Consider the following 17,220-nt stretch of genomic DNA (forward strand, 5'->3'; position numbering starts at 1 on the left):
TGCGTGGAGGTGAAGGAATGTTGCGGTCGACGGAGGAAGTCGTCGCCTCGTTGCGGGACGCGCTTACCGGTGTGGGTGTCGCTCTGCCGTCCCTGTGTGTGGACCCGGTGACCGGTGCCAGCGAGGAACCGTTCGCGTTGGTGGTGCTGGGGCGTTGCAACGTACGTACCGCCGAGAAGCTCGCGTCCGTGCTGCGCGGGGAACGGCCGCCGATCGGGGCGCATGCCGTGGACGTACGGGACGGGCGGGTCGGCGAGGTGATGGGGCACGTGGGCGGCAACGTGCAGTTGAGGCCGGTCGGCGGGGGCCGGGAGTGGGACTGCCCGCCGGAGTCGACCGGGCCCGCGGCGCAGGAGGAGGTGTTGCGGGCGCGGGTGCGGGAACGGAATCGCGAGGCTCGGCTCCCCTGAGGTTGCCGGCGTGATCGACTGGCCCGATGGCCATGCTCCCGCCGCGAGTCCTCCAAGCCCTCAGCGACTTCAACTCCGCCCACCCCTGGAGCCACAACGCCCACTACCACCCCTGGCTGCTACGGCAGTTGCCCCGCCGGTTCGGGCGGGCGCTGGATGTCGGTTGTGGGAGTGGTGACTTGGTGCGGTTGCTCGCCGTACGGAGCACGGGTGGTGTGGAGGGGGTCGACTCCGATCCCGAAATCATCGGCCGGGCACGGGAGTTGACCCCGGCCGGTGTCCCCGCGGCCTTCGCCGTCGCCGATGCCTCGGCCGGACTCCCCGCCGGCCCCTACGACGTCATCACCTGCGTCGCCGTCCTCCACCATCTCCCGTTCGCCGAGGCGCTCAGCCGCTTCCGCGATCAACTCGCCCCGGGTGGAACCCTCGTGGTCGTCGGCTGCGCCCGCGAGGAGGATCTCGTCGACCACCTGCTCGGCGTGCTCTCGATCCCCCTGAACCTCGCCATGGGCTGGCTGAAGAACCGGGGTCGTAGGGCCGTGTCCCGGCCGGTGTCCATGACCGCCGTCACCCGGCCACCGGAGATGACCTTCTCCGAGATCCGCCGCGAGGTCGACCGCCTCCTGCCGGGGGCTCGGCTGCGGCGGCGGTTGTTCTGGCGGTACACGCTGGTGTGGCGGCGGGGGGAGGTGGAGGGGTGAGCTGTGGCTGTCGATCAGCCGATCAGTCCACCGGCGGCGGCAGCGTGCCCTGCGCGATGATGTTCGCGTAGACGCTCTCCAGCGCCTGGCTGAGCGGCCCGACGAGCTCGGGCGGCAAGCCGTCGAAGAACAGGCGACGTACGAGTTCCACGTGTCCCACGGCCGCGGCCTCAAGCACCTTCCGGCCGTGTCGGGTCAGGCTCACCTCGGTCACGCGCCGGTCGTTCGCGGACGGGCCGCAGCTCACCAGTTCCCGCTTGGCCATCCGCCGCACGTGGTGCGAGACCCGGCTGCGCTCCCAGCCGATCTGCGCGGCCAGCACCGTGATCGGCATCAGGCCCTCGTCGGCGTCGCTCAGGGCCGTCAGGACGTCGTAGTCCGGCAGGGACAGCTCGCTGTCGGACTGCAGCTGGCGATTCATCTCGTAGGTCAGCCGCAGCTGGACCCGGATGTACGCCAGCCAGGCCCGTTGCTGTTCGCCGTCGAGCCACCCGCCCTCGGGTACCGGCGCGCTGCCGTTGGCATTGCGTGACATGTCACCTATGCTTTCTGTCCAGCACCACCGTCGAGGCGTGCCGCTCCCTCATCATCTCGCGCGGACCGCCAGGAGCAGGAGGTACCGATGCCGTACGCGGCAGTGCTCACCGGATACGGATCGCCCGAGGCGCTCGTGTGGTCGGAAGTCGCCCTGCCCGTACCCGGGCCCGGCCAGATCAGGATGCGCGTCCACGCGGCGGGAGTCGGCCCGACCGACCTGAAGATCCGGCGCGGTGACCTCCGAGGGGTCTTCCCGCTGCCCGACCCCGCCGTTCTCGGCTTCGAGGCCGCCGGCACCGTCGACGCCGTCGGCCCGGGCGTGACCGGTGTGTCGCCGGGTGACGAGGTCGCCGCCCAACTGCCCACGCTCGGCGGGTACGGCGAATACGCCCTCGCCTCGGCCTGGACCGTCAAACCGGCCACCGTCAGCTGGGCCGACGCCGCGGCGCTGCCGGCCTCGGCCGAAGCCGCCGTCGGCGTCCTGCGTCAGCTCGGCGTCACCTCCGGCGAGACCCTGCTCGTCCTCGGCGGCGGAGGCTCGGTCGGCGTGATCGCCACCCAACTGGCCGTGACCCAGGGCCTCACGGTCTTCAGCGCCACCGGCCCGAGCGACGAGCGGTTCGCCAAGGATCTCGGCGCGATCCCGGTCCGCTACGGATCGGCGCTTCTCGCGCAGATACGCGCGCACGTCGGCACAGTGGACGCCGTCCTCGACGCCGGAGGCAAGGGCGGCCTGCGTGACGCCGTCGAACTCGCGGGCGGCCCCGCGCGCGTGATCACCCTCGCGGACGAGCACGCGGCCGACTTCGGCGTCGCCCTCTCCGCCCCGACCCCGGACCGCGCCCCCGACGCGGTCGAGCAGACCATGCCGCTCCTCGCTTCCGGGCAACTCCGCCTGCGTGCCCAGCGGTTGCTGCCGATGCGGGACGCGGCGCAGGCGCACGCCCTCCTCGAAGCGGGCACAGCGCACGAAAAGATCGTCCTCACTGCTTAACTGCTTAGTGGCCCGTCGCAGTGCACTGTTCAGATCAACCGCGGGAGGAGCCAAATGGAGAGCCTGATGGAGAGCCCGATCGAGGTAGTGCGCAGGTTTTGCGAGGCGTGGTCGGACAATGCCGGGGTCGCCGAACTGGCGGCGTTTTTCACCGACGACGCTATTTACCACAACATCCCGCTGACGCCGATCACCGGCCGGGAGGCCATCGCCGACACCATCACCTCGTTCATCCGCCCCGGCCCGCCGGGCATTGAGCACATCGAGTTCCGCGTCATCAACATCGCAGCCGACGGACCGGTCGTGATGACCGAGCGGGTGGACGTCTTCAAGCTCCCTGACAAGTCGTTCGAACTGCCGGTTATGGGGACCTTCGAGGTCACCGACGGCAAGATCAGCGCCTGGCGCGACTATTTCGACATGAACCAGTTCACCAGCCGGATGGGATAGGGCTGGACCTCCTCGGCGCTTGAACCCACCTTGAGCTTCTGAGGCAAGCCCACCGGCGGCCGGCCGTGGGCCCTGCCCCTGGAGGACCGCACCGCTCACACCTGAGCAACAAGCCGACAACGCCGTTCACCGCCGGCGAAACCGATCTCAAGGACCACGGCGCGTGGGGAGTGCCTAATCACACCCCCGCACCCATTTAAGTACGGATACTCATGACTCCGCGTGCCTGTCGGATGGATTCTGGCCGGGTGAGTACAGATCCTGAACGTACTGGTCGGGCCGTGGCCGTGTCCGTGGGCTTGGCTGTTTTCGAGCTGTTGGCTCTAGGCCTGATCTGGTTGTTCTGGATTTCGTCCTACTGGTCGGCCTTTGACGCGCAGGACTACGGCGCACCGCCGGGTCCCTATCTGCAGAAGGCTATGTTCGTGGCGGCAGCCGCCCTGGTTGCAGCTGTTGTAGCCGGAGTCCGCCGGGTACCTGTGGTTGCCGTCACCCAACTTGTCATGGTCCTCGCCATTTGCGCGGCCCTGACCGGCGCGAAGGTCGCTGGTGGACGCATTTATGAGTCCTCCTACCGGAATGCCTGTCTCTCAGGTCTGGCCTGTGACGCACCTTCGCCCCCGCGATGAGCTGTTCCTGACGCAGATCAGGCTCCCACCGGTCCAGGCACGTTGGGCGCCGCGGCGGGGCCCGACGGTCGCAGACCCGCCTCGGGCTGCCTCAGCGTCGGGGTCTTCATTCGGGAGAAGGCATGTTCGACGCGGGCTCCGGCCCGTCGGTGAACGGCGTTGTCGGCTTGTTGCTCAGGCGTGAGCGGTGCGGTCCTCCAGGGGCAGGGCCAACCCACTCCGGCTCGGCCGCCGGCACCACAGCATCCACACCAAGATCACCACATGTCTGAACAGGGCTTACTAGACATCGTTCAGTAGTCGACTTCTTGTGAGTGTGAATAGTGCGGCTTAAGGGGGCTGTTTTGCCATTCGCCGCTGTTCTTCGCAGTCGTTGTCAGCGCCAGGATGATTCCGCCGATGGCGATGCCGATGACGAGAACTATCCATTCATTCTCAATAAGGTCCGTGAGTCGGTTGACTAACCATATGGCGGCTACGGCTCCGACGATGATAAAGAACCCCGCAATTCCCATGTCTCCCCCGTGTGCATTCGCGTGGAGCCGAATCATCTCGCCGAGAAAAGATGATGTCAATTTACGGAAGGTAGGAAAATGGCGACTCCCTACCGGTCGTGAGGCAGAAGTGTCGACTCCCTCGAATGAGACGGCTGGGAATGGGGCAAAGGTCGCTACTACGGGACGGGGCATTCCGAATCCTCATGCACCGGTGAGCGCGGGTGCCAGCTCGCGCCACGGCTCCGTCGGTACCTCGAACGGGGACTCCATCAGGACCTGGACGCAGACATGGTCGGCGCCCGCGGCGAGATGCTCGCGCACCCGGCTGAGGATCGCCGCCTCGTCGCCCCAGGCGATCAGCGCCTCGGCCAGTCGGTCGGAGCCGCCGCGTACCAGGTCCGTCTCGTCGAAGCCGCCCCGCAGCCAGTTGTTGCGGTAGTTCGGCAGGCCGGTGTAGATGTCCAGGTGGGCGTGGGCCCGGCGGAGCGCGGTCTCGCGGTCCTTGGTGAGTACGGCGCCCATCTCTACGGCCACGATCTTGTCCGGCCCGAGAGCCGCGCGTACCTCGGCGGTCTGGGTCGGTGTCACCAGGTAGGGGTGGCTGCCGTCGGCGAGTTCGCGGGTCAGCTCCAGCATGCGGGGGCCGAGGGCCGCGACCAGGACGGGTGGGCGCGGGGCGTCGGCCTCGGCGGCGTAGAAGGTCGCGCCCGCCATCGCCGTGAGGTACTCGCGCATGGCGGCGACGGGTTTGGCGTAACTGCCGCCGCGGACCCGCTCGACCAGCGGCCGGTGGCTGACCCCGAGCCCGAGTACGAACCGGCCGCCGTACGCCGCGGACAGCGTGCGGGACGCCGCGTTGGCCGCGACCGCGTCGCGCGCCCAGATGGTGGCGATGCCGGTCGCCACGCGCATGCGTGAGGTGGCGGCGAGCAGCAACCCCGCCTGGGTGAACGCCTCCCGGCCGTACGCCTCGCCGAACCACAGGGTGCCCCAGCCCTGTTCCTCCAGCTCGCCCGCGAGCTGTCCGGCCGCCGCCGGAGGCACCGCGTCCAGGCTCGCGGTCCAGATGCCCACACGGCCGAGTCCCGCTTCTTCCAGCACTGTCATGCCGGGACTGTAGGGGCCGGGGCGCGGCGGATGCCGTGACCGTGGCGCTCATGGTCCTTGACCGGGGTGTTCGTTCAGTCGCCGCCGGGCCGGTAGGAGCGGGGCGCGGAGCCGGTCCAGCGTTTGAAGGCGCGGTGGAAGGCGCTCGGTTCGGAGAAGCCCAGCCGGTGTGCCAGGTCCTCGATGGAGACGGTGCCCTCGGCCAACGCCGCGATGGCCACGTCACGCCGCAGTTGGTCCCGGATCCGCTGGAACGAGGTGCCCTCCGCGGCGAGCCGGCGGCGCAGGGTCTGTGCGCTGACCGACAGCCGGGCCGCGATGTCCAGCGGGTCGGGCATCCGGTCGGGGAGCGACTGCCCGAGCAGTCGGCGGACTTGGGCCGCGGCGGTGCTGCCGTAGTCCAGGCGGGCGAGTACGTCGTCCGGGGCGCGGCGCAGGAAGGTGTGCAGCCCCAACTCGTCCTGGACTACGGGGAGTTCGAGGAGCGAGCGGTCGAAGACGAGGGCGGTGCGCGGGGCGCGGAAGGTGCACGGGGCGCCGTAGAGGAGGTCGTATTCGAGCGCGTGGGGTGGGGCCGGGTGGCTGAACTCGACCCGGGTGAGGCTGATCCGGCGGCGGATCAGCCAGCCCGCGAAGCGGTGGGCTACGACGGTGGCGGACTCGGCGAGGTAGTGGTCGGGGTCGTCGAAGGCCGTGAGGTCGAAGACGAGCCGTGCCTTGTCCGACTCGGCCGCGGGCTCCTCCTCCAGGTGAAACCTGGGACCGCCGGGGAACAGGCCGTAGAAGGTGCTGCCTCGGTTCAGGGCGGTTCGCAGATCGGGGCTGCAGTGCACCACGGCGTGGCACATCATCGCGAAGGTGCCCACCTTGAGGGGCTGCGGCCCCAGGCCCTGGAACTCGTCGTCGAGTGCCTCCCACACCGCCTTCGTGAGCCGGGCGAACTGCTGCGGCGACACCCGGGCGAGCGGGACCTCCAGCAACTCCGGTGGGATGGCGGCCTGTTCGAGGAGTGGGGTGATGTCCACGCCGTGCCGTTCGGCTCCGCGCAGCGCGGCCCGTACGTGGTGGATGGCGACCGAGCGGGTGGGCGCGCCGTACGCGTCGCTCTCCAGAGGTGCGGACATGGCCGCCGATCGTACGGGACGCGGAAGTCAATGGCGGTGAGCGCTGCGGTCATGACGGCCCGTAGCGCCACCCGCCTACCGTCGGGGCGTGATCAGAAACGGATATTTCGACGAGGCCCACGAGGCGTACCGGACCGCATGGCGCGGTTTCATCGAGCACGAGGTCGTGCCGAGGCAGGCCGGCTGGGAGCGCGACGGGATCGTCGGCAAGGACGTCTGGCGGCTCGCGGGCGAACAGGACCTGCTGTGCCCGTGGGCCGATCCCGCCTACGGAGGTCTGGGCCTGGCCGACCTGCGGTACGAGCAGATCGTGATCGAGGAGTTGGCGGACGCGGCCGAGTCCGGGTTCGCGGTGCCGTTGCACTCCGGGGTCGTCGCCCCGTATCTGGCGGCGTTCGGCACCGAGGACCAGAAGGCCCGCCACCTCACCCGCGCGGTCTCCGGCGAGACAGTGCTCGCCATCGCGATCACCGAGCCCGGTACCGGTTCGGACGTGGCCGCGATCCGTACGCACGCGGTGCGCGCCCCGGACGGGGACGGCTGGCTGCTCAACGGGGCCAAGACCTTCATCTCCAGCGGCGTCAACGCCGATCTCGTCATCGTCGCCGCCCGCACCGGCGAGGACCACGCGATCGGCCTGTTCCTGGTGGCCACCGGCACCCCCGGTTTCACCCGGGGCCGCACGCTCGACAAGCTCGGCATGCGGACCTGGGACACCGCCGAGCTGTTCTTCGACGACGTCCACGTCCCGGACGCCGACGTGCTCGGCGGGCCGGACCAGGGATTCACCCTGCTGATGCGGCAGTTCGCCCTGGAACGGTTGGGTGTCGCCATGGGCGCGGTGGCCCACGCGGGGGCCGCGCTGCGGGAGACGGTCGCCTACACCAAGCAACGCACCGCCTTCGGGCGGCCGTTGGCGAAGTTCCAGGACACCCGCTTCCGGCTGGCCGCGATGCGGGCCGGGATCACCTCCGCCCAGGCCTTCGTCGACGCCTGCGTCCTCGCCCACAACCGGGGCACCCTCACCGCCGACCAGGCCGCCGAGGCGAAGCTCGTCACCACCGAACTGCAGGGCCAGGTCGTCGACGACTGCCTGCAGATGTTCGGCGGCTCCGGCTACCTGTGGGAGTCCCCGATCTGCCGCCGCTACGCCGATGCCCGCGTCCAGCGGATCTACGGCGGCACGTCCGAGATCATGAAGGAGATCATCAGCCGTTCCATGGACCTCTGACCAACCTCCTTCTGTTCCGGGCGACTTGGTGCTGCCGGCTGAAGCCGAAGGCGTACGTGGCCAGGAAGCCGACCGCGTACCCCGTCAGCAGCCCACCCCCGTAGATCGCCACCGTCGTCCCGAGCCCCCTGTTCCCCGCCAGCAACGGGAACAGTGCCCACCCCGACGGTCCGATCGCCGTCGCCCCCACCCGGTCGCCCAGCATCGCGAAGAACCCGACGAACGCCCCGCCCGCCGCCCCGCCCGCGCAGGCGGTCAGGAACGGTCGGCCGAGGGGGAGCGAGACACCGTAGATGAGCGGTTCGCCGACGCCCAACAACCCTGCCGGAAGCGCCGACTTGATGGTCGTACGGATCGAAGTGTCGTGGCGCAGGCGGAAGTACACGGCCACCGCCGCACCCACCTGGCCCGCGCCCGCCATCGCCAGGAGGGGCAACAGGACGGTGTAGCCCTGCTGTTCGATGAGGGTGGTGTGGATGGGGATGAGGGCCTGGTGCAGGCCCAGCATCACCAGGGGGAGGAAGAGGCCGCCCAGGATCAGGCCCGCGAAGGGGCCCGTGGTCGACAGGAGCCAGTTCGCCGCCGTGCCGATCGCCGTGGAGATCTCACCGGCCGTGTACATGAGGCCGTAGAGCGTCGCGAGGCCCGCGACCAGGACCGTCAGGGTGGGGGTGACGAGGACGTCGAGGGTCGCGGGGACCCAGGTGCGGCACCACTTCTCGACGTACGTGCCGAGCAACGCGGCGGCCAGCGCGCCCAGTACGCCGCCCTGGCCGGGGGAGAGGGCGACCCCGAAGGCCGTGACCTTCGCGACCCCGGGGTACACCACGACCGCGGCCACTGCCCCACCCAGCACCGGCGTCCCACCGAACTCCTTCGCCGTGTTGTAACCGACGAACACCGCGATGAGGGTGAGAAACGCGGAGGGGATGACGGCGAGGGCGCCCGTCACTCCCGGGAGCCAACCCATGTTGATCAGCAGTCCGTTGAGGCCGGCGAGGACTCCGCAGCCGATCAGGGCGGGGATGAGGGGGACGAAGATGTTGGCGATCCGGCGGAGGAGGAGCTTGCCGGGGGTGGCGTTGCGTGCCCGCTGCTCCGCCTTCAACTCGGCGCCACGCGCGGCCAGTTCACCCGCGGCACCCATCAACTTCTCGAACTCGGGGGTCACTTGTGTCACCACCCCCGGCCCCAGCACGATCTGGTACGTGTCGTCGTCCACGACCCCGAGCACGCCGGGCAGCGCCCGCAGCGCCTCCTCGTCCACCAGCGACCGGTCGGCCAGGCCGAGCCGGAGGCGGGTCATGCAGTGGGCCACGGAGGTGACGTTCGCGGGGCCGCCGACGAGGGGGAGGATCGCGGCGGCGGTGGCGGTGGCGTCGGAGGGTGAGGTGTTCACCCTCCGAGCGTGCTGGTCAGGTGGTCGCCGCGGTCAGCGCCGCGCGCAGTCGGCCGCCGGACTCCTCCAGAAGGCGGGCGGCCGTCGGGCCGTCGACCTCGGCGAGGACCACCAGGATCGCGTTCTTCACCTCGCCGTCGGTGGCGGACAGGGCCCGTTCGATCTCCGCGTCGTCCGCGCCGGTGGCGAGCGCGACGATACGGCGGGAGCGGGCGCGCAGCTTCTCGTTCGAGGCGCGTACGTCGACCATCAGGTTCCCGTACGTCTTGCCCAGCCGGATCATCGTGATCGTCGACAGCATGTTGAGGACGAGCTTCTGGGCCGTGCCCGCCTTCAACCGGGTTGATCCGGTGAGGAGTTCGGGGCCGACGACGACCTCGATGCCGTGCTCGGCGGCTGCGGCGAGCGCGCTGTGCTCGTTGCAGGACAGGCCGATGGTCAACGCGCCTTCGCTCCGCGCGTGTTCCACGGCTGCGATCGCGTACGGGGTGCGTCCCGAGGCGGAGATGCCGACCACTGTGTCGTCGGCGGTGAGCGCGAGTGCGTCGAGGTCGGCCTCGGCCAGTTCCCGGGAGTCCTCGGCGCCTTCGATCGAAGTGACCAGGGCCTCCGGGCCGCCCGCGATCAGGCCGACCACCTCGGAGGGGTCGGTGTTGAAGGTCGGCGGACACTCGGACGCGTCCAGAACGCCTAGCCGTCCGGCGGTACCGGCGCCCATGTAGATCAGCCGGCCGCCATGTCCCATCCGGTCGGCTACGGCGTCGATCGCGGCGGAGATTTCAGGAAGCCGTTGCGCGACGGCGGCGGCCACCGTGGCGTCCTCGGCGTTCATGAGGCGGGCGATTTCGAGGGTGGGGAGTTGATCGATACCGGCGAGTTCCGGGCGGAAGGCTTCGGTGGTGAGTGACTCCAACTCGGCGCGGAGGTCACGGGGGTTGGACGTAGAGGACATGGAGAAGCGGCTCTTTCCGTTGTGTCTCGTCTGCTGCCCGGTGGGGGCTGGTCGCGCAGTTCCCCGCGCCCCTGAGGGAGGTACGGCCAGCGGTACTTTCAAGTGTGCGGCGAGAAGACTGACCTTTTAGGGGCGCGGGGAACTGCGCGCTCAGCCCCCACCGGGCCCGCAGACGACCACGAATCGTCAGCGCCTGTGCCGATGTGCCAGCGCCTCATAAGACGCCGACAACGCGGGCGCAGCCTGTTCATACGTCCGCTGCGCGACCCCGATGAACAAACAGTCCACCACCAGCAACTGACTCGTCCGGGACGACATCGCCGCCGGCCGCAGCTCACTCTCCCGAGCCGTGGACGTCGTAAGGATGTGATCGGCGTACTGCGTCACCGCCCCGTCCGGCCGCCCGGTGATCGCCACGGTCGTAGCACCGTGCTCGAAGGCCACCCGCAACGGCTCGATGACATCGCCGGTGGACCCGGAGTGCGTGATCGCGATCGCCACATCCCCCGCCTTCAGCTGCACGGCGTTGGTGACGGCGAGGTGCGGGTCGCTGTGGGCGTGGGCTATGAGCCCTATGCGCAACAGCTTCTGCGTGAGGTCCTGCGCGACGAGCCCGGACGCCCCGACGCCGTATATGTCGGTACGGCGGGCCGCGGCGAGCGCGGTGACGGCGGCGCCGAGCTGAACGGTGTCGAGCCCGGCCGCGGTGTCCGCGAGGGTCTGCTGCTCGTCGTAGGCGAGTTTCGCGACGACGTCGGCGATCGGGTCGTCGACCGCGATGTCGGTGGTGAGGGCGGGCGCGCGGCCGGACTGCTGGTGTGCGGCGAGGCCGGCGAGGGCGAGGCGCAGGTCGCGGTAGCCGGGGTAGCCGAGGATGCGCGCGGTGCGGACGACCGTGGCCTCGCTGGTGCCGGTGAGTTCGGCGAGGCCGGTGACCGTGAGGGCCGCGCAGCCGGCCGGGTCGGCGGCGACGGTCTCGGCGACGCGCTGCATGGAGCGGGTCATGGAGGGGGCGAGGGTGCGCACCTTGGCGGCCAGGGCCGCGGGTGGCGTGCTCCCGGAACTCCCGGAGGCGCTTCCGAAAATTTCCTTCACTTCCTGGGTCACCTCTGAAAGATATTTTCGGGGCGGTGGTCCGGTCAAGAGTGCGCACAATGGGTGCATGGACCCCAGTAGTGATCCCGTCAGCCCCCTGGAGCAGGCGCTGCACGCCGCCCGCGCGCTCGTGCTCGCCGATCTGGCCGCGCGCGAGGTCGTGGCGGCGGACGTGGTGTCGATGGTGGAGGAGTCCGTCGTGCAGCGGCGGTGGTGGGTGGAGCAGTGGCCGGAGGGTGTGGAGTACGTCGCCGGACTGGTCGCCCAGGACGTGCAGGACGCGCTGCTGGAGGCGTACGGGCGTTGGCCGCTCTGCCCGGTCTGCGAGGCCGGGGACCCGCACGCCCTGGAAGTCGAACCGGAACTCGGCCCCGACCCGCACTGGGTGTGCCACAAGGCGGGCGTGAAGGTCGCCGCGGTGGGCAGCCTGGGGTCCGTGTGACCGTGTACATCGACCCACCGACGTGGCCGGGGCACGGGCGCCTGTGGTCGCACCTCGTGAGTGATGTCTCCTACGACGAACTCCACCTGTTCGCCGATGAGTTGGGCGTGCCGCGGCGGGCCTTCGAGCGCGACCACTACGACATCCCGTCGCATCGTTACGCGGACGCGGTGGCCGCCGGTGCGGTGGAGGTCAGGAGCCGGGAGGTGGTGCGGCTGCTGACGGAGGCCGGGCTGCGCAGGCCCAAAGGGCGCGCTCAGCGCCCGAGTTCGTAGGCGAACTCGTTCTCCTCGTCGTCCTCGCTCACCTTCTTGAAGCCGGCGCGGGTGACGACGGCCTGGGAGGCGAGGTTGTCGCGGGCGATGGTCGCGAAGACGGTGCGTACGTCGTCCCTGGCCAGCGCCCAGTCGCACAGGGCGCGCAGGGCCTCCGTCGCGTAACCCTGACCGCGGGCGCCCTCCGCCAGGTCGTAGCCGATCTCGGTGCGGCCCTCCTCGTCGGGTACGCCGTGGAAGCCGATGCCGCCGACCGCGCGGCCGTCCTCGCGGCGGACGACGGTGAACACGCCGAACTCCGGGCGGTGTACGCCCGACACGTAGGCCTTCAGTAGGAAGGTCGAGGCCTCGCGGGTGCCTTCGTACGGGCCGCCCTTGATCCACTCGAACCCGCCGTCGCCGCCGTTGACCAGGTCGGCGGCTGCCGCCGGTGTGACGCCCTGGAGGGTGAGGCGGTCGGTGGAGTGGACGAGGTTGTTGTGCCAGCGCCAGTCGGTGACGGGGGCGCGGCCGGGCAGGTCGCCGCGGCCGGTCGCCCACAGCAGGGTGCGCCAGTGGTCGGCGGCGGGGCGGATGTGCGGGAAGATCCGGCCGAGGACGAACTCACTTAGTTCGGGGGCGGGTTGGTAGGTCAGCCCCAGGCCCTCGGCGATGTCGTGCGTGTGCAGCAGCACCTCGGCGACGCCCATCGCGGCGAAGCCCTCGCGGTTCGCGCTGCGGAACGGGTACGGGTGGAAGGCGCGCACCTCGCGGGGTGTGGTGCGGACGGTGGCGGCGAGCAGGGTGCCGGTCGTCTCGATCACGTCCAGGACACCGGAGTTGTCGGTGCCGTCGTCGAAGGTGATGTCGAAGGGGACGTACGCGTGCTGCGCGCGCCCGGCCAACTGCCCCGCGTACGCGATGAGATCACCGGCGATGTGCTCGGCGGTGAACCGGCAACTCCACTCCAGCCGCCCCGCCTTGGCCTTCTCCCAGTCCTGGCCGGTCGCCGTCCGGAGCAGTGCGACGGCCCCCGCGACGGCCGTCTCCACCTGTTCCCCACTCATGTCTCGCATGCGGGCAGGCTAAGTGGTGGGGCCGTTCAGGGCGACAGCATTTCCAGCTCGCCCCGCAGGTTGTAGCGCGCCGTCGCCTCCCACTCCGCCGCCCCGTACGGCGTCCTGAACAGCCGTGGCAGCGCGAGGAGTTGCCGCAGAATCGCCGAACGGCCCTCGCGGAAGGCGTCGTTGGGGACGAAGTGGTACTCCTCGCGGACGGCCGCGGTGTAGGCGGCGTACGGCGACGGCGGCGCGGCCAGGATCGCGAGGTCGGCGTCGCACAGCACCTGGCCGTCGCGGTCGTCGTCGGCGGGAGCGTGCGTGACGGTGAGCCGGACGAGGCGGGCGACCTCGGCGGTCCGCGCGTCCGGCACCCCCGCCTCGGGCAGCGCCCGCTGGGCCAGCCGCGCCGACCGCTCCTCGTTCTCGGAGCGGTCGGGGAGGTAGACCGCGTCGTGGAACCAGGCGGCGAGGCGTACGACGTCCGGGTCCTCGGCGTGCTTCTCCAGCACGTCGACGTGGTCGAGGACCGCGGTGAGGTGCGTGAGCGTGTGGTAGTGCCGCTGCGGCTCCTGCCAGCGGGCGAGGAGGTTCTCGGCGTACGGGGCGGGGTCGGGTCCGCCGCCGGGCGCCCGGGCCCCTTCGAGAGCACGGGTCCAGCGGGCGCGGAGGGCGTCAAGATCGGCCATGTTCCTTATTTTCCTCCCGCGGCCCGGCCCCTAGCGTGGAACGCATGACTTACGCCGACGCGACATCCGACGTACGTGACCCCGAACTGCCCGGCCGCCTCCTCACCACCGAGCGCGACGCCCTGATCCCGCTCCTGCGCTCCCGGCCCGACGAGGACTTCGCGCTCGCGACCCTCGCGTGTCCGGGCTGGACCGTGCGGGACGTGCTCGCGCACTGCTCGGCCGCGCTGACGCGCGTGGTGGAGGGCCGGTTCGAGAAGGGCGTGTTCTCGCCGGAGGCCAACGACCGGGACATCGCGGAGCGGGCCGACTGGACGAACGCGCAGGTCGTCGACGAACTGGAGCGGGGCATGACCGAGGCCGGCGCGGCCATCGCCCGCGCGGGCGGCGTGCTGGACATGGTCGCGCTGGGCGAGTGGGTGCACGCCGGTGACGTACGGGACGTCTTCGGAGCGCCCGGAGCCTACGGTGGTCAGGGGCTGGGGTCCGCTCTAACCCTTCTCACCCTCGTGACCCGTCAGAAACGCCACCAGCCTCTCCACGCCGACCTCGACGACCTGGACGATCCACTGCGGCTGGGCGATGCGTCGGGGGAGCTGACCCCGGCGCGGTACATCGGCGACGCGCCCACGCTCGTACGGCTGTACTCGGGGCGGCCGGTGCCGGACGGGACGGCGTACGAGCTGGCGGGCGCGCAGGCCGAGGACCTGAACATTTTCGGCTGATGTTCGCGGGGGCGATCTCGCGGCCCCCTGACCTCCCGCGTACCCTGGATATTGGACTAGACCTGTAGCCGCTCCAGGGAACACGACGGAAGGGGTCCTATGAGCACGCGTGCAGTCCTGGAGGTGATCGCCCTCGGCGCCGAGGACGCGGTCGCCGCCCAGGCCGGAGGCGCGGACCGTCTCGAACTGGTCACCGACATGGCGGCCGACGGACTCACCCCGCCGGTGGAGACCTTCGCCGCGATCCGCGCCGCCGTCGACATCGACCTGCGCGTGATGCTGCGCCTCGCGGACGGGTTCGCCGCGGGCGACGTGGACCGGCTGGTACGGGTCGCCGGGGAGCTGCGGACCGCCGGCGCCGACCAGTTCGTGCTCGGGTTCCTCGACCCGGACGGCCGCGTCGACCTGGACGCGGTGGAACGGGTCGTCGCCGAACTGGACGGCTGCGCCTGGACGTTCCACCGCGCGATCGACCGCGCCGCCGACCGCGACGCCCTGCGCAAGCAGCTCGCGGACCTGCCGGGCCTGGACGCCTACCTCACCGCCGGTTCGGCGGACGGCGTCGACGACGGCCTCCCCACGCTGCTCCGCGAGGCGGCACTGCGCGGGGAACCCGGATACGAGCAGCGCGTCCTGGTCGGCGGCGGCCTGCGCCTCGACCACGTGCCGACGCTGCTGGCCGCCGGAGTCGACGCCTTCCACATCGGCGGGGCCGCCCGGCCGGAGGGCTGGGAGCGGCCGGTGTCGGCGGCGGCCGTGGGCGAGTGGCGGGCGGTGCTCGACCGAGCCTGAACCACCCTCTCGACTCAGGCGAGTTGGGGCGGCAGCGGAGCCGTGTGCGTGACGATCAGGCCCGACACCGCTCGGGTCAGGGCCACGTACAGGCGGCGCAGACCGGTGCGTTCGTCCGGTTCGCCGTCGACCACGGCCTGCGGCTCGTCGAGGACCACGTAGTCGTACTCCAGACCCTTCGCGAGCGAGGCCGGGACCAGCGTCAGACGCGTGTCCACGGTCGTCTCCTCACCCGGGTCGATGTAGCCGATGCCTGCCGCCGTGAGGGCCTCCGCCAGTTCGGGGATGCGGGCGTCGGCCGCGATCAGACCCGTCGACCCCTCGTTGCCCAGCAACTCCTCGCAGGCGGCGACCACTTCGGCGGTGCCGGTGACGGAGCGGAGGTCGAAGAAACCGGGGTTCTCACGGACCGAGGCGACGGGGGTGAGCCCCGGGGCGATGTGGGGGAGGAGCCGCGAGGCATACGTGATGACGTCCGTCGGCACCCGGAAACCGGCCGTCAACTCCTCGATCACGCCCTCCGACTTGCCGAGGTGGGCCAGCGCCTCGTCCCAACTCCGCGTCGCCCAGGGCGTGGTGCCCTGCGCCAGGTCGCCGAGGACGGTCGCGGAACCGGTGGTGCAACGGCGGCCGACCGCCCGGTACTGCATGGGGGAGAGATCCTGCGCCTCGTCGAGCACGACATGCCCCAGCGAGTGCGTGCGTTGGACGAGGTCGGTCGCCTCGTCGATCAACACGGCGTCCGCGGCAGCCCACTTGGCGGCCTTCACGCTCCGCACGGCCTTCGCCCAGAGGATCGTCTTCTGCTCGTCCTCGTCGAGGATCCCGGACGCGTGGACGGCGAGGAAGCCGGCGTCTGTGAGCAGCCGCAGCACGAGCTTCGCGGGCTCGACCGGCGGCCACACCGCCTTCACGACGGCCTTCACCGAGGCGTTGCGGGCCACCGCGTCCTGCACCCGGTCGTCCGGCGCCTCACCCGACCGCTCCATCTGCACCAGCACGGCATGCGCGATGCGCTGCGGAAGGGCCTCGCGGGCGGCGCCGTAGCGGATGTCCCGGTCGAGCAACTCCCGCACGATGGCTTCGAGTTCGTACGCCGGGACCCGCCAGCGGCGTGAGCCGCGCACCACCATCACCGGTTCGGTGGGCATGCTGACGTGCGAGTAGAGGGCCTTCCTCAGGACCTCGGCCATGCGGGCGTCGCCCTTGATGACGGCGGCCGGTGCCTCGTCGGTGCCGTGCACCTCGACGTGCGAGACCAGGTCGTCGACCGTGCCCTGGCGGACCGTCAACTCGCCCAGCGCGGGCAGGACTTGCTCGATGTAGTGGAGGAAGGACTTGTTCGGCCCGATGACGAGGGTGCCGGTGCGGGCGAGCCGCTCGCGGTGGGCGTAGAGGAGGTAGGCGACCCGGTGCAGGCCGACGGCGGTCTTTCCGGTCCCGGGGCCTCCCTGCACGCACACCGTCCCGCCCAGCCCGCTGCGCACGATCTCGTCCTGCTCGGGCTGGATGGTGGCGACGATGTCGCGCATCGGGCCGACGCGGGGCCGCTCGATCTCCTGCTGGAGCAGCTTGCTGGTGGCGGCGGCCTCGGCCGGGTCCATGAGGTGCTCGTCCTCGTACGCCGTGAGGTCGCCGCCCGTGTAACCGAAGCGGCGGCGCAGCGCGATGTCCAGCGGGTCCTTCTTGGACGCCCGGTAGAACGGCTGCGAGACCGGCGCACGCCAGTCGATGACCATCGGGTCGCCGTCCCCGTCGTGCACATGCCGGCGCCCGATGTAGAACTGCTCTCCCTCCGTGCCCTCCGCCTGTTCGGCGCCGGGGGAGTGCAGGTAGTTCAGTCGACCGAAGAACAGCGGGGTGTCGCTCAGGTCGGCCAGCGCCTTGATGCGGTCGTCGATCTGGCGGGCGAGGACCTCGGCGTTGACCCAGTTCGCGGTGACGTCCTTGATGTCGAGCGACTCGACGTCCTCGCGCATGGCGCGCAGTGCGGAACGGGAGGAGGCGAGGTGGGTGCGTTCGCGGGCGAGCGGATCGTCAGTGGGCGTGGACAAGGGGGTGCCTCCGGAGGGCCTGCTGCGGCTGCTGAGCGCGTGCTGGGTAGGTGGTGCCGACCGGTTTCCGTCCGGGCGGC

At 70.7% G+C, this 17,220-nt stretch carries 20 protein-coding genes; 10 read left to right on the forward strand and 10 right to left on the reverse strand.

Annotated elements, in window-relative coordinates; all coding sequences use genetic code 11:
• Positions 1 to 17: 17 nt before the first annotated feature.
• Positions 18 to 410 (forward strand): hypothetical protein, encoded by a 393-nt coding sequence (locus tag AB0I69_RS26430; protein ID WP_363098155.1) that lies wholly within the window; start codon positions 18 to 20, stop codon positions 408 to 410.
• Positions 411 to 436: 26 nt separating this feature from the next.
• On the forward strand, positions 437 to 1,111 hold the full coding sequence (locus tag AB0I69_RS26435) for a class I SAM-dependent methyltransferase (protein ID WP_363098156.1): 675 nt from the start codon (positions 437 to 439) through the stop codon (positions 1,109 to 1,111).
• Between the two features lie 22 nt (positions 1,112 to 1,133).
• Here the strand turns inward: AB0I69_RS26435 and AB0I69_RS26440 are convergent, their stop codons facing one another.
• Positions 1,134 to 1,646 (reverse strand): MarR family winged helix-turn-helix transcriptional regulator, encoded by a 513-nt coding sequence (locus AB0I69_RS26440; protein ID WP_363098157.1) that lies wholly within the window; start codon positions 1,644 to 1,646, stop codon positions 1,134 to 1,136.
• 87 nt (positions 1,647 to 1,733) lie between these two features.
• On the opposite strand from AB0I69_RS26440, the gene AB0I69_RS26445 reads away from it, so the two are divergent.
• The 3 genes from AB0I69_RS26445 to AB0I69_RS26455 all read left to right on the forward strand — a co-directional run bounded on the left by AB0I69_RS26445 (position 1,734) and on the right by AB0I69_RS26455 (position 3,721).
• Positions 1,734 to 2,642 (forward strand): alcohol dehydrogenase catalytic domain-containing protein, encoded by a 909-nt coding sequence (locus AB0I69_RS26445; protein WP_363098158.1) that lies wholly within the window; start codon positions 1,734 to 1,736, stop codon positions 2,640 to 2,642.
• Positions 2,643 to 2,696: 54 nt separating this feature from the next.
• Positions 2,697 to 3,092 (forward strand): limonene-1,2-epoxide hydrolase family protein, encoded by a 396-nt coding sequence (locus tag AB0I69_RS26450; protein ID WP_363098159.1) that lies wholly within the window; start codon positions 2,697 to 2,699, stop codon positions 3,090 to 3,092.
• 233 nt (positions 3,093 to 3,325) lie between these two features.
• The gene (locus AB0I69_RS26455; protein ID WP_363098307.1) at positions 3,326 to 3,721 is read left to right on the forward strand and encodes a DUF6234 family protein; all 396 of its coding nucleotides are present in this window, start codon (positions 3,326 to 3,328) and stop codon (positions 3,719 to 3,721) included.
• A gap of 293 nt (positions 3,722 to 4,014) precedes the next feature.
• On the opposite strand, the gene AB0I69_RS26460 is transcribed toward AB0I69_RS26455, so the two are convergent.
• The 3 genes from AB0I69_RS26460 to AB0I69_RS26470 form a co-directional block, all read right to left on the reverse strand.
• Entirely contained in the window at positions 4,015 to 4,236 is a 222-nt protein-coding gene (locus AB0I69_RS26460) for a hypothetical protein (RefSeq protein WP_363098160.1), read from the reverse strand.
• Between the two features lie 183 nt (positions 4,237 to 4,419).
• Complete coding sequence (locus tag AB0I69_RS26465; RefSeq protein WP_363098161.1) at positions 4,420 to 5,325, reverse strand: TIGR03620 family F420-dependent LLM class oxidoreductase; 906 nt, start codon at positions 5,323 to 5,325, stop codon at positions 4,420 to 4,422.
• A gap of 74 nt (positions 5,326 to 5,399) precedes the next feature.
• The gene (locus AB0I69_RS26470; RefSeq protein WP_363098162.1) at positions 5,400 to 6,449 is read right to left on the reverse strand and encodes an AraC family transcriptional regulator; all 1,050 of its coding nucleotides are present in this window, start codon (positions 6,447 to 6,449) and stop codon (positions 5,400 to 5,402) included.
• A 91-nt stretch (positions 6,450 to 6,540) separates the two neighbouring features.
• Here AB0I69_RS26470 and AB0I69_RS26475 point away from each other — a divergent pair, with 91 nt between their 5' ends.
• Positions 6,541 to 7,680 carry an acyl-CoA dehydrogenase family protein gene (locus AB0I69_RS26475; protein WP_363098308.1) on the forward strand — a complete coding sequence of 380 codons (1,140 nt, stop codon included), beginning with the start codon at positions 6,541 to 6,543 and terminating at the stop codon, positions 7,678 to 7,680.
• On the opposite strand, the gene AB0I69_RS26480 is transcribed toward AB0I69_RS26475, so the two are convergent.
• The 3 genes from AB0I69_RS26480 to AB0I69_RS26490 all read right to left on the reverse strand — a co-directional run bounded on the left by AB0I69_RS26480 (position 7,658) and on the right by AB0I69_RS26490 (position 11,138).
• Positions 7,658 to 9,079, reverse strand: coding sequence for a PTS transporter subunit EIIC (locus AB0I69_RS26480; protein ID WP_363098163.1), 1,422 nt, complete (start codon positions 9,077 to 9,079; stop codon positions 7,658 to 7,660). The two genes, AB0I69_RS26475 and AB0I69_RS26480, sit on opposite strands and share 23 nt — an antisense overlap.
• Positions 9,080 to 9,095: 16 nt before the next feature.
• Positions 9,096 to 10,031 carry an N-acetylmuramic acid 6-phosphate etherase gene (gene murQ, locus AB0I69_RS26485; RefSeq protein WP_363098164.1) on the reverse strand — a complete coding sequence of 312 codons (936 nt, stop codon included), beginning with the start codon at positions 10,029 to 10,031 and terminating at the stop codon, positions 9,096 to 9,098.
• A 186-nt stretch (positions 10,032 to 10,217) separates the two neighbouring features.
• Positions 10,218 to 11,138, reverse strand: coding sequence for a MurR/RpiR family transcriptional regulator (locus AB0I69_RS26490; protein WP_363098165.1), 921 nt, complete (start codon positions 11,136 to 11,138; stop codon positions 10,218 to 10,220).
• Between the two features lie 55 nt (positions 11,139 to 11,193).
• On the opposite strand from AB0I69_RS26490, the gene AB0I69_RS26495 reads away from it, so the two are divergent.
• Together AB0I69_RS26495 and AB0I69_RS26500 are read left to right on the forward strand one after the other, a co-directional pair.
• A complete protein-coding gene (locus tag AB0I69_RS26495) occupies positions 11,194 to 11,568 on the forward strand; it encodes a hypothetical protein (protein WP_363098166.1) in 375 nt (124 codons plus the stop codon).
• Positions 11,565 to 11,843, forward strand: a complete 279-nt coding sequence (locus AB0I69_RS26500) for a DUF4031 domain-containing protein (RefSeq protein WP_363098167.1) — start codon at positions 11,565 to 11,567, stop codon at positions 11,841 to 11,843. Before AB0I69_RS26495 ends, AB0I69_RS26500 begins: the two co-directional genes overlap by 4 nt.
• Here the strand turns inward: AB0I69_RS26500 and AB0I69_RS26505 are convergent.
• Positions 11,825 to 12,898 carry a GNAT family N-acetyltransferase gene (locus AB0I69_RS26505; RefSeq protein ID WP_363098168.1) on the reverse strand — a complete coding sequence of 358 codons (1,074 nt, stop codon included), beginning with the start codon at positions 12,896 to 12,898 and terminating at the stop codon, positions 11,825 to 11,827. The genes AB0I69_RS26500 and AB0I69_RS26505 overlap by 19 nt on opposite strands.
• A gap of 26 nt (positions 12,899 to 12,924) precedes the next feature.
• Complete coding sequence (locus AB0I69_RS26510) at positions 12,925 to 13,569, reverse strand: hypothetical protein (protein ID WP_363098169.1); 645 nt, start codon at positions 13,567 to 13,569, stop codon at positions 12,925 to 12,927.
• 44 nt (positions 13,570 to 13,613) lie between these two features.
• Between AB0I69_RS26510 and AB0I69_RS26515 the strand changes: the two genes are divergently transcribed.
• A complete protein-coding gene (locus AB0I69_RS26515) occupies positions 13,614 to 14,294 on the forward strand; it encodes a maleylpyruvate isomerase family mycothiol-dependent enzyme (protein ID WP_363098170.1) in 681 nt (226 codons plus the stop codon).
• A 99-nt stretch (positions 14,295 to 14,393) separates the two neighbouring features.
• Positions 14,394 to 15,086, forward strand: a complete 693-nt coding sequence (locus AB0I69_RS26520) for a copper homeostasis protein CutC (RefSeq protein ID WP_363098171.1) — start codon at positions 14,394 to 14,396, stop codon at positions 15,084 to 15,086.
• Positions 15,087 to 15,100: 14 nt separating this feature from the next.
• Here the strand turns inward: AB0I69_RS26520 and AB0I69_RS26525 are convergent, their stop codons facing one another.
• Positions 15,101 to 17,065, reverse strand: coding sequence for a UvrD-helicase domain-containing protein (locus AB0I69_RS26525; RefSeq protein WP_363098309.1), 1,965 nt, complete (start codon positions 17,063 to 17,065; stop codon positions 15,101 to 15,103).
• Positions 17,066 to 17,220 lie beyond the last annotated feature (155 nt).

Source organism: Streptomyces sp. NPDC050508 (assembly GCF_040655155.1).
GTDB lineage: Bacteria > Actinomycetota > Actinomycetes > Streptomycetales > Streptomycetaceae > Streptomyces.

Excerpts from the sequence above, each read along its gene's own strand:
- AB0I69_RS26430 (WP_363098155.1), top strand. The coding sequence starts at position 18 with ATGTTGCGGTCGACGGAGGAAGTCGTCGCCTCGTTGCGGGACGCGCTT.
- AB0I69_RS26435 (WP_363098156.1), top strand. The coding sequence starts at position 437 with ATGGCCATGCTCCCGCCGCGAGTCCTCCAAGCCCTCAGCGACTTCAAC.
- AB0I69_RS26440 (WP_363098157.1), bottom strand. The coding sequence starts at position 1,646 with ATGTCACGCAATGCCAACGGCAGCGCGCCGGTACCCGAGGGCGGGTGG.
- AB0I69_RS26445 (WP_363098158.1), top strand. The coding sequence starts at position 1,734 with ATGCCGTACGCGGCAGTGCTCACCGGATACGGATCGCCCGAGGCGCTC.
- AB0I69_RS26450 (WP_363098159.1), top strand. The coding sequence starts at position 2,697 with ATGGAGAGCCTGATGGAGAGCCCGATCGAGGTAGTGCGCAGGTTTTGC.
- AB0I69_RS26455 (WP_363098307.1), top strand. The coding sequence starts at position 3,326 with ATGGATTCTGGCCGGGTGAGTACAGATCCTGAACGTACTGGTCGGGCC.
- AB0I69_RS26460 (WP_363098160.1), bottom strand. The coding sequence starts at position 4,236 with ATGGGAATTGCGGGGTTCTTTATCATCGTCGGAGCCGTAGCCGCCATA.
- AB0I69_RS26465 (WP_363098161.1), bottom strand. The coding sequence starts at position 5,325 with ATGACAGTGCTGGAAGAAGCGGGACTCGGCCGTGTGGGCATCTGGACC.
- AB0I69_RS26470 (WP_363098162.1), bottom strand. The coding sequence starts at position 6,449 with ATGTCCGCACCTCTGGAGAGCGACGCGTACGGCGCGCCCACCCGCTCG.
- murQ (WP_363098164.1), bottom strand. The coding sequence starts at position 10,031 with ATGTCCTCTACGTCCAACCCCCGTGACCTCCGCGCCGAGTTGGAGTCA.
- AB0I69_RS26495 (WP_363098166.1), top strand. The coding sequence starts at position 11,194 with ATGGACCCCAGTAGTGATCCCGTCAGCCCCCTGGAGCAGGCGCTGCAC.
- AB0I69_RS26505 (WP_363098168.1), bottom strand. The coding sequence starts at position 12,898 with ATGCGAGACATGAGTGGGGAACAGGTGGAGACGGCCGTCGCGGGGGCC.
- AB0I69_RS26510 (WP_363098169.1), bottom strand. The coding sequence starts at position 13,569 with ATGGCCGATCTTGACGCCCTCCGCGCCCGCTGGACCCGTGCTCTCGAA.
- AB0I69_RS26515 (WP_363098170.1), top strand. The coding sequence starts at position 13,614 with ATGACTTACGCCGACGCGACATCCGACGTACGTGACCCCGAACTGCCC.
- AB0I69_RS26520 (WP_363098171.1), top strand. The coding sequence starts at position 14,394 with ATGAGCACGCGTGCAGTCCTGGAGGTGATCGCCCTCGGCGCCGAGGAC.
- AB0I69_RS26525 (WP_363098309.1), bottom strand. The coding sequence starts at position 17,065 with ATGCGCGAGGACGTCGAGTCGCTCGACATCAAGGACGTCACCGCGAAC.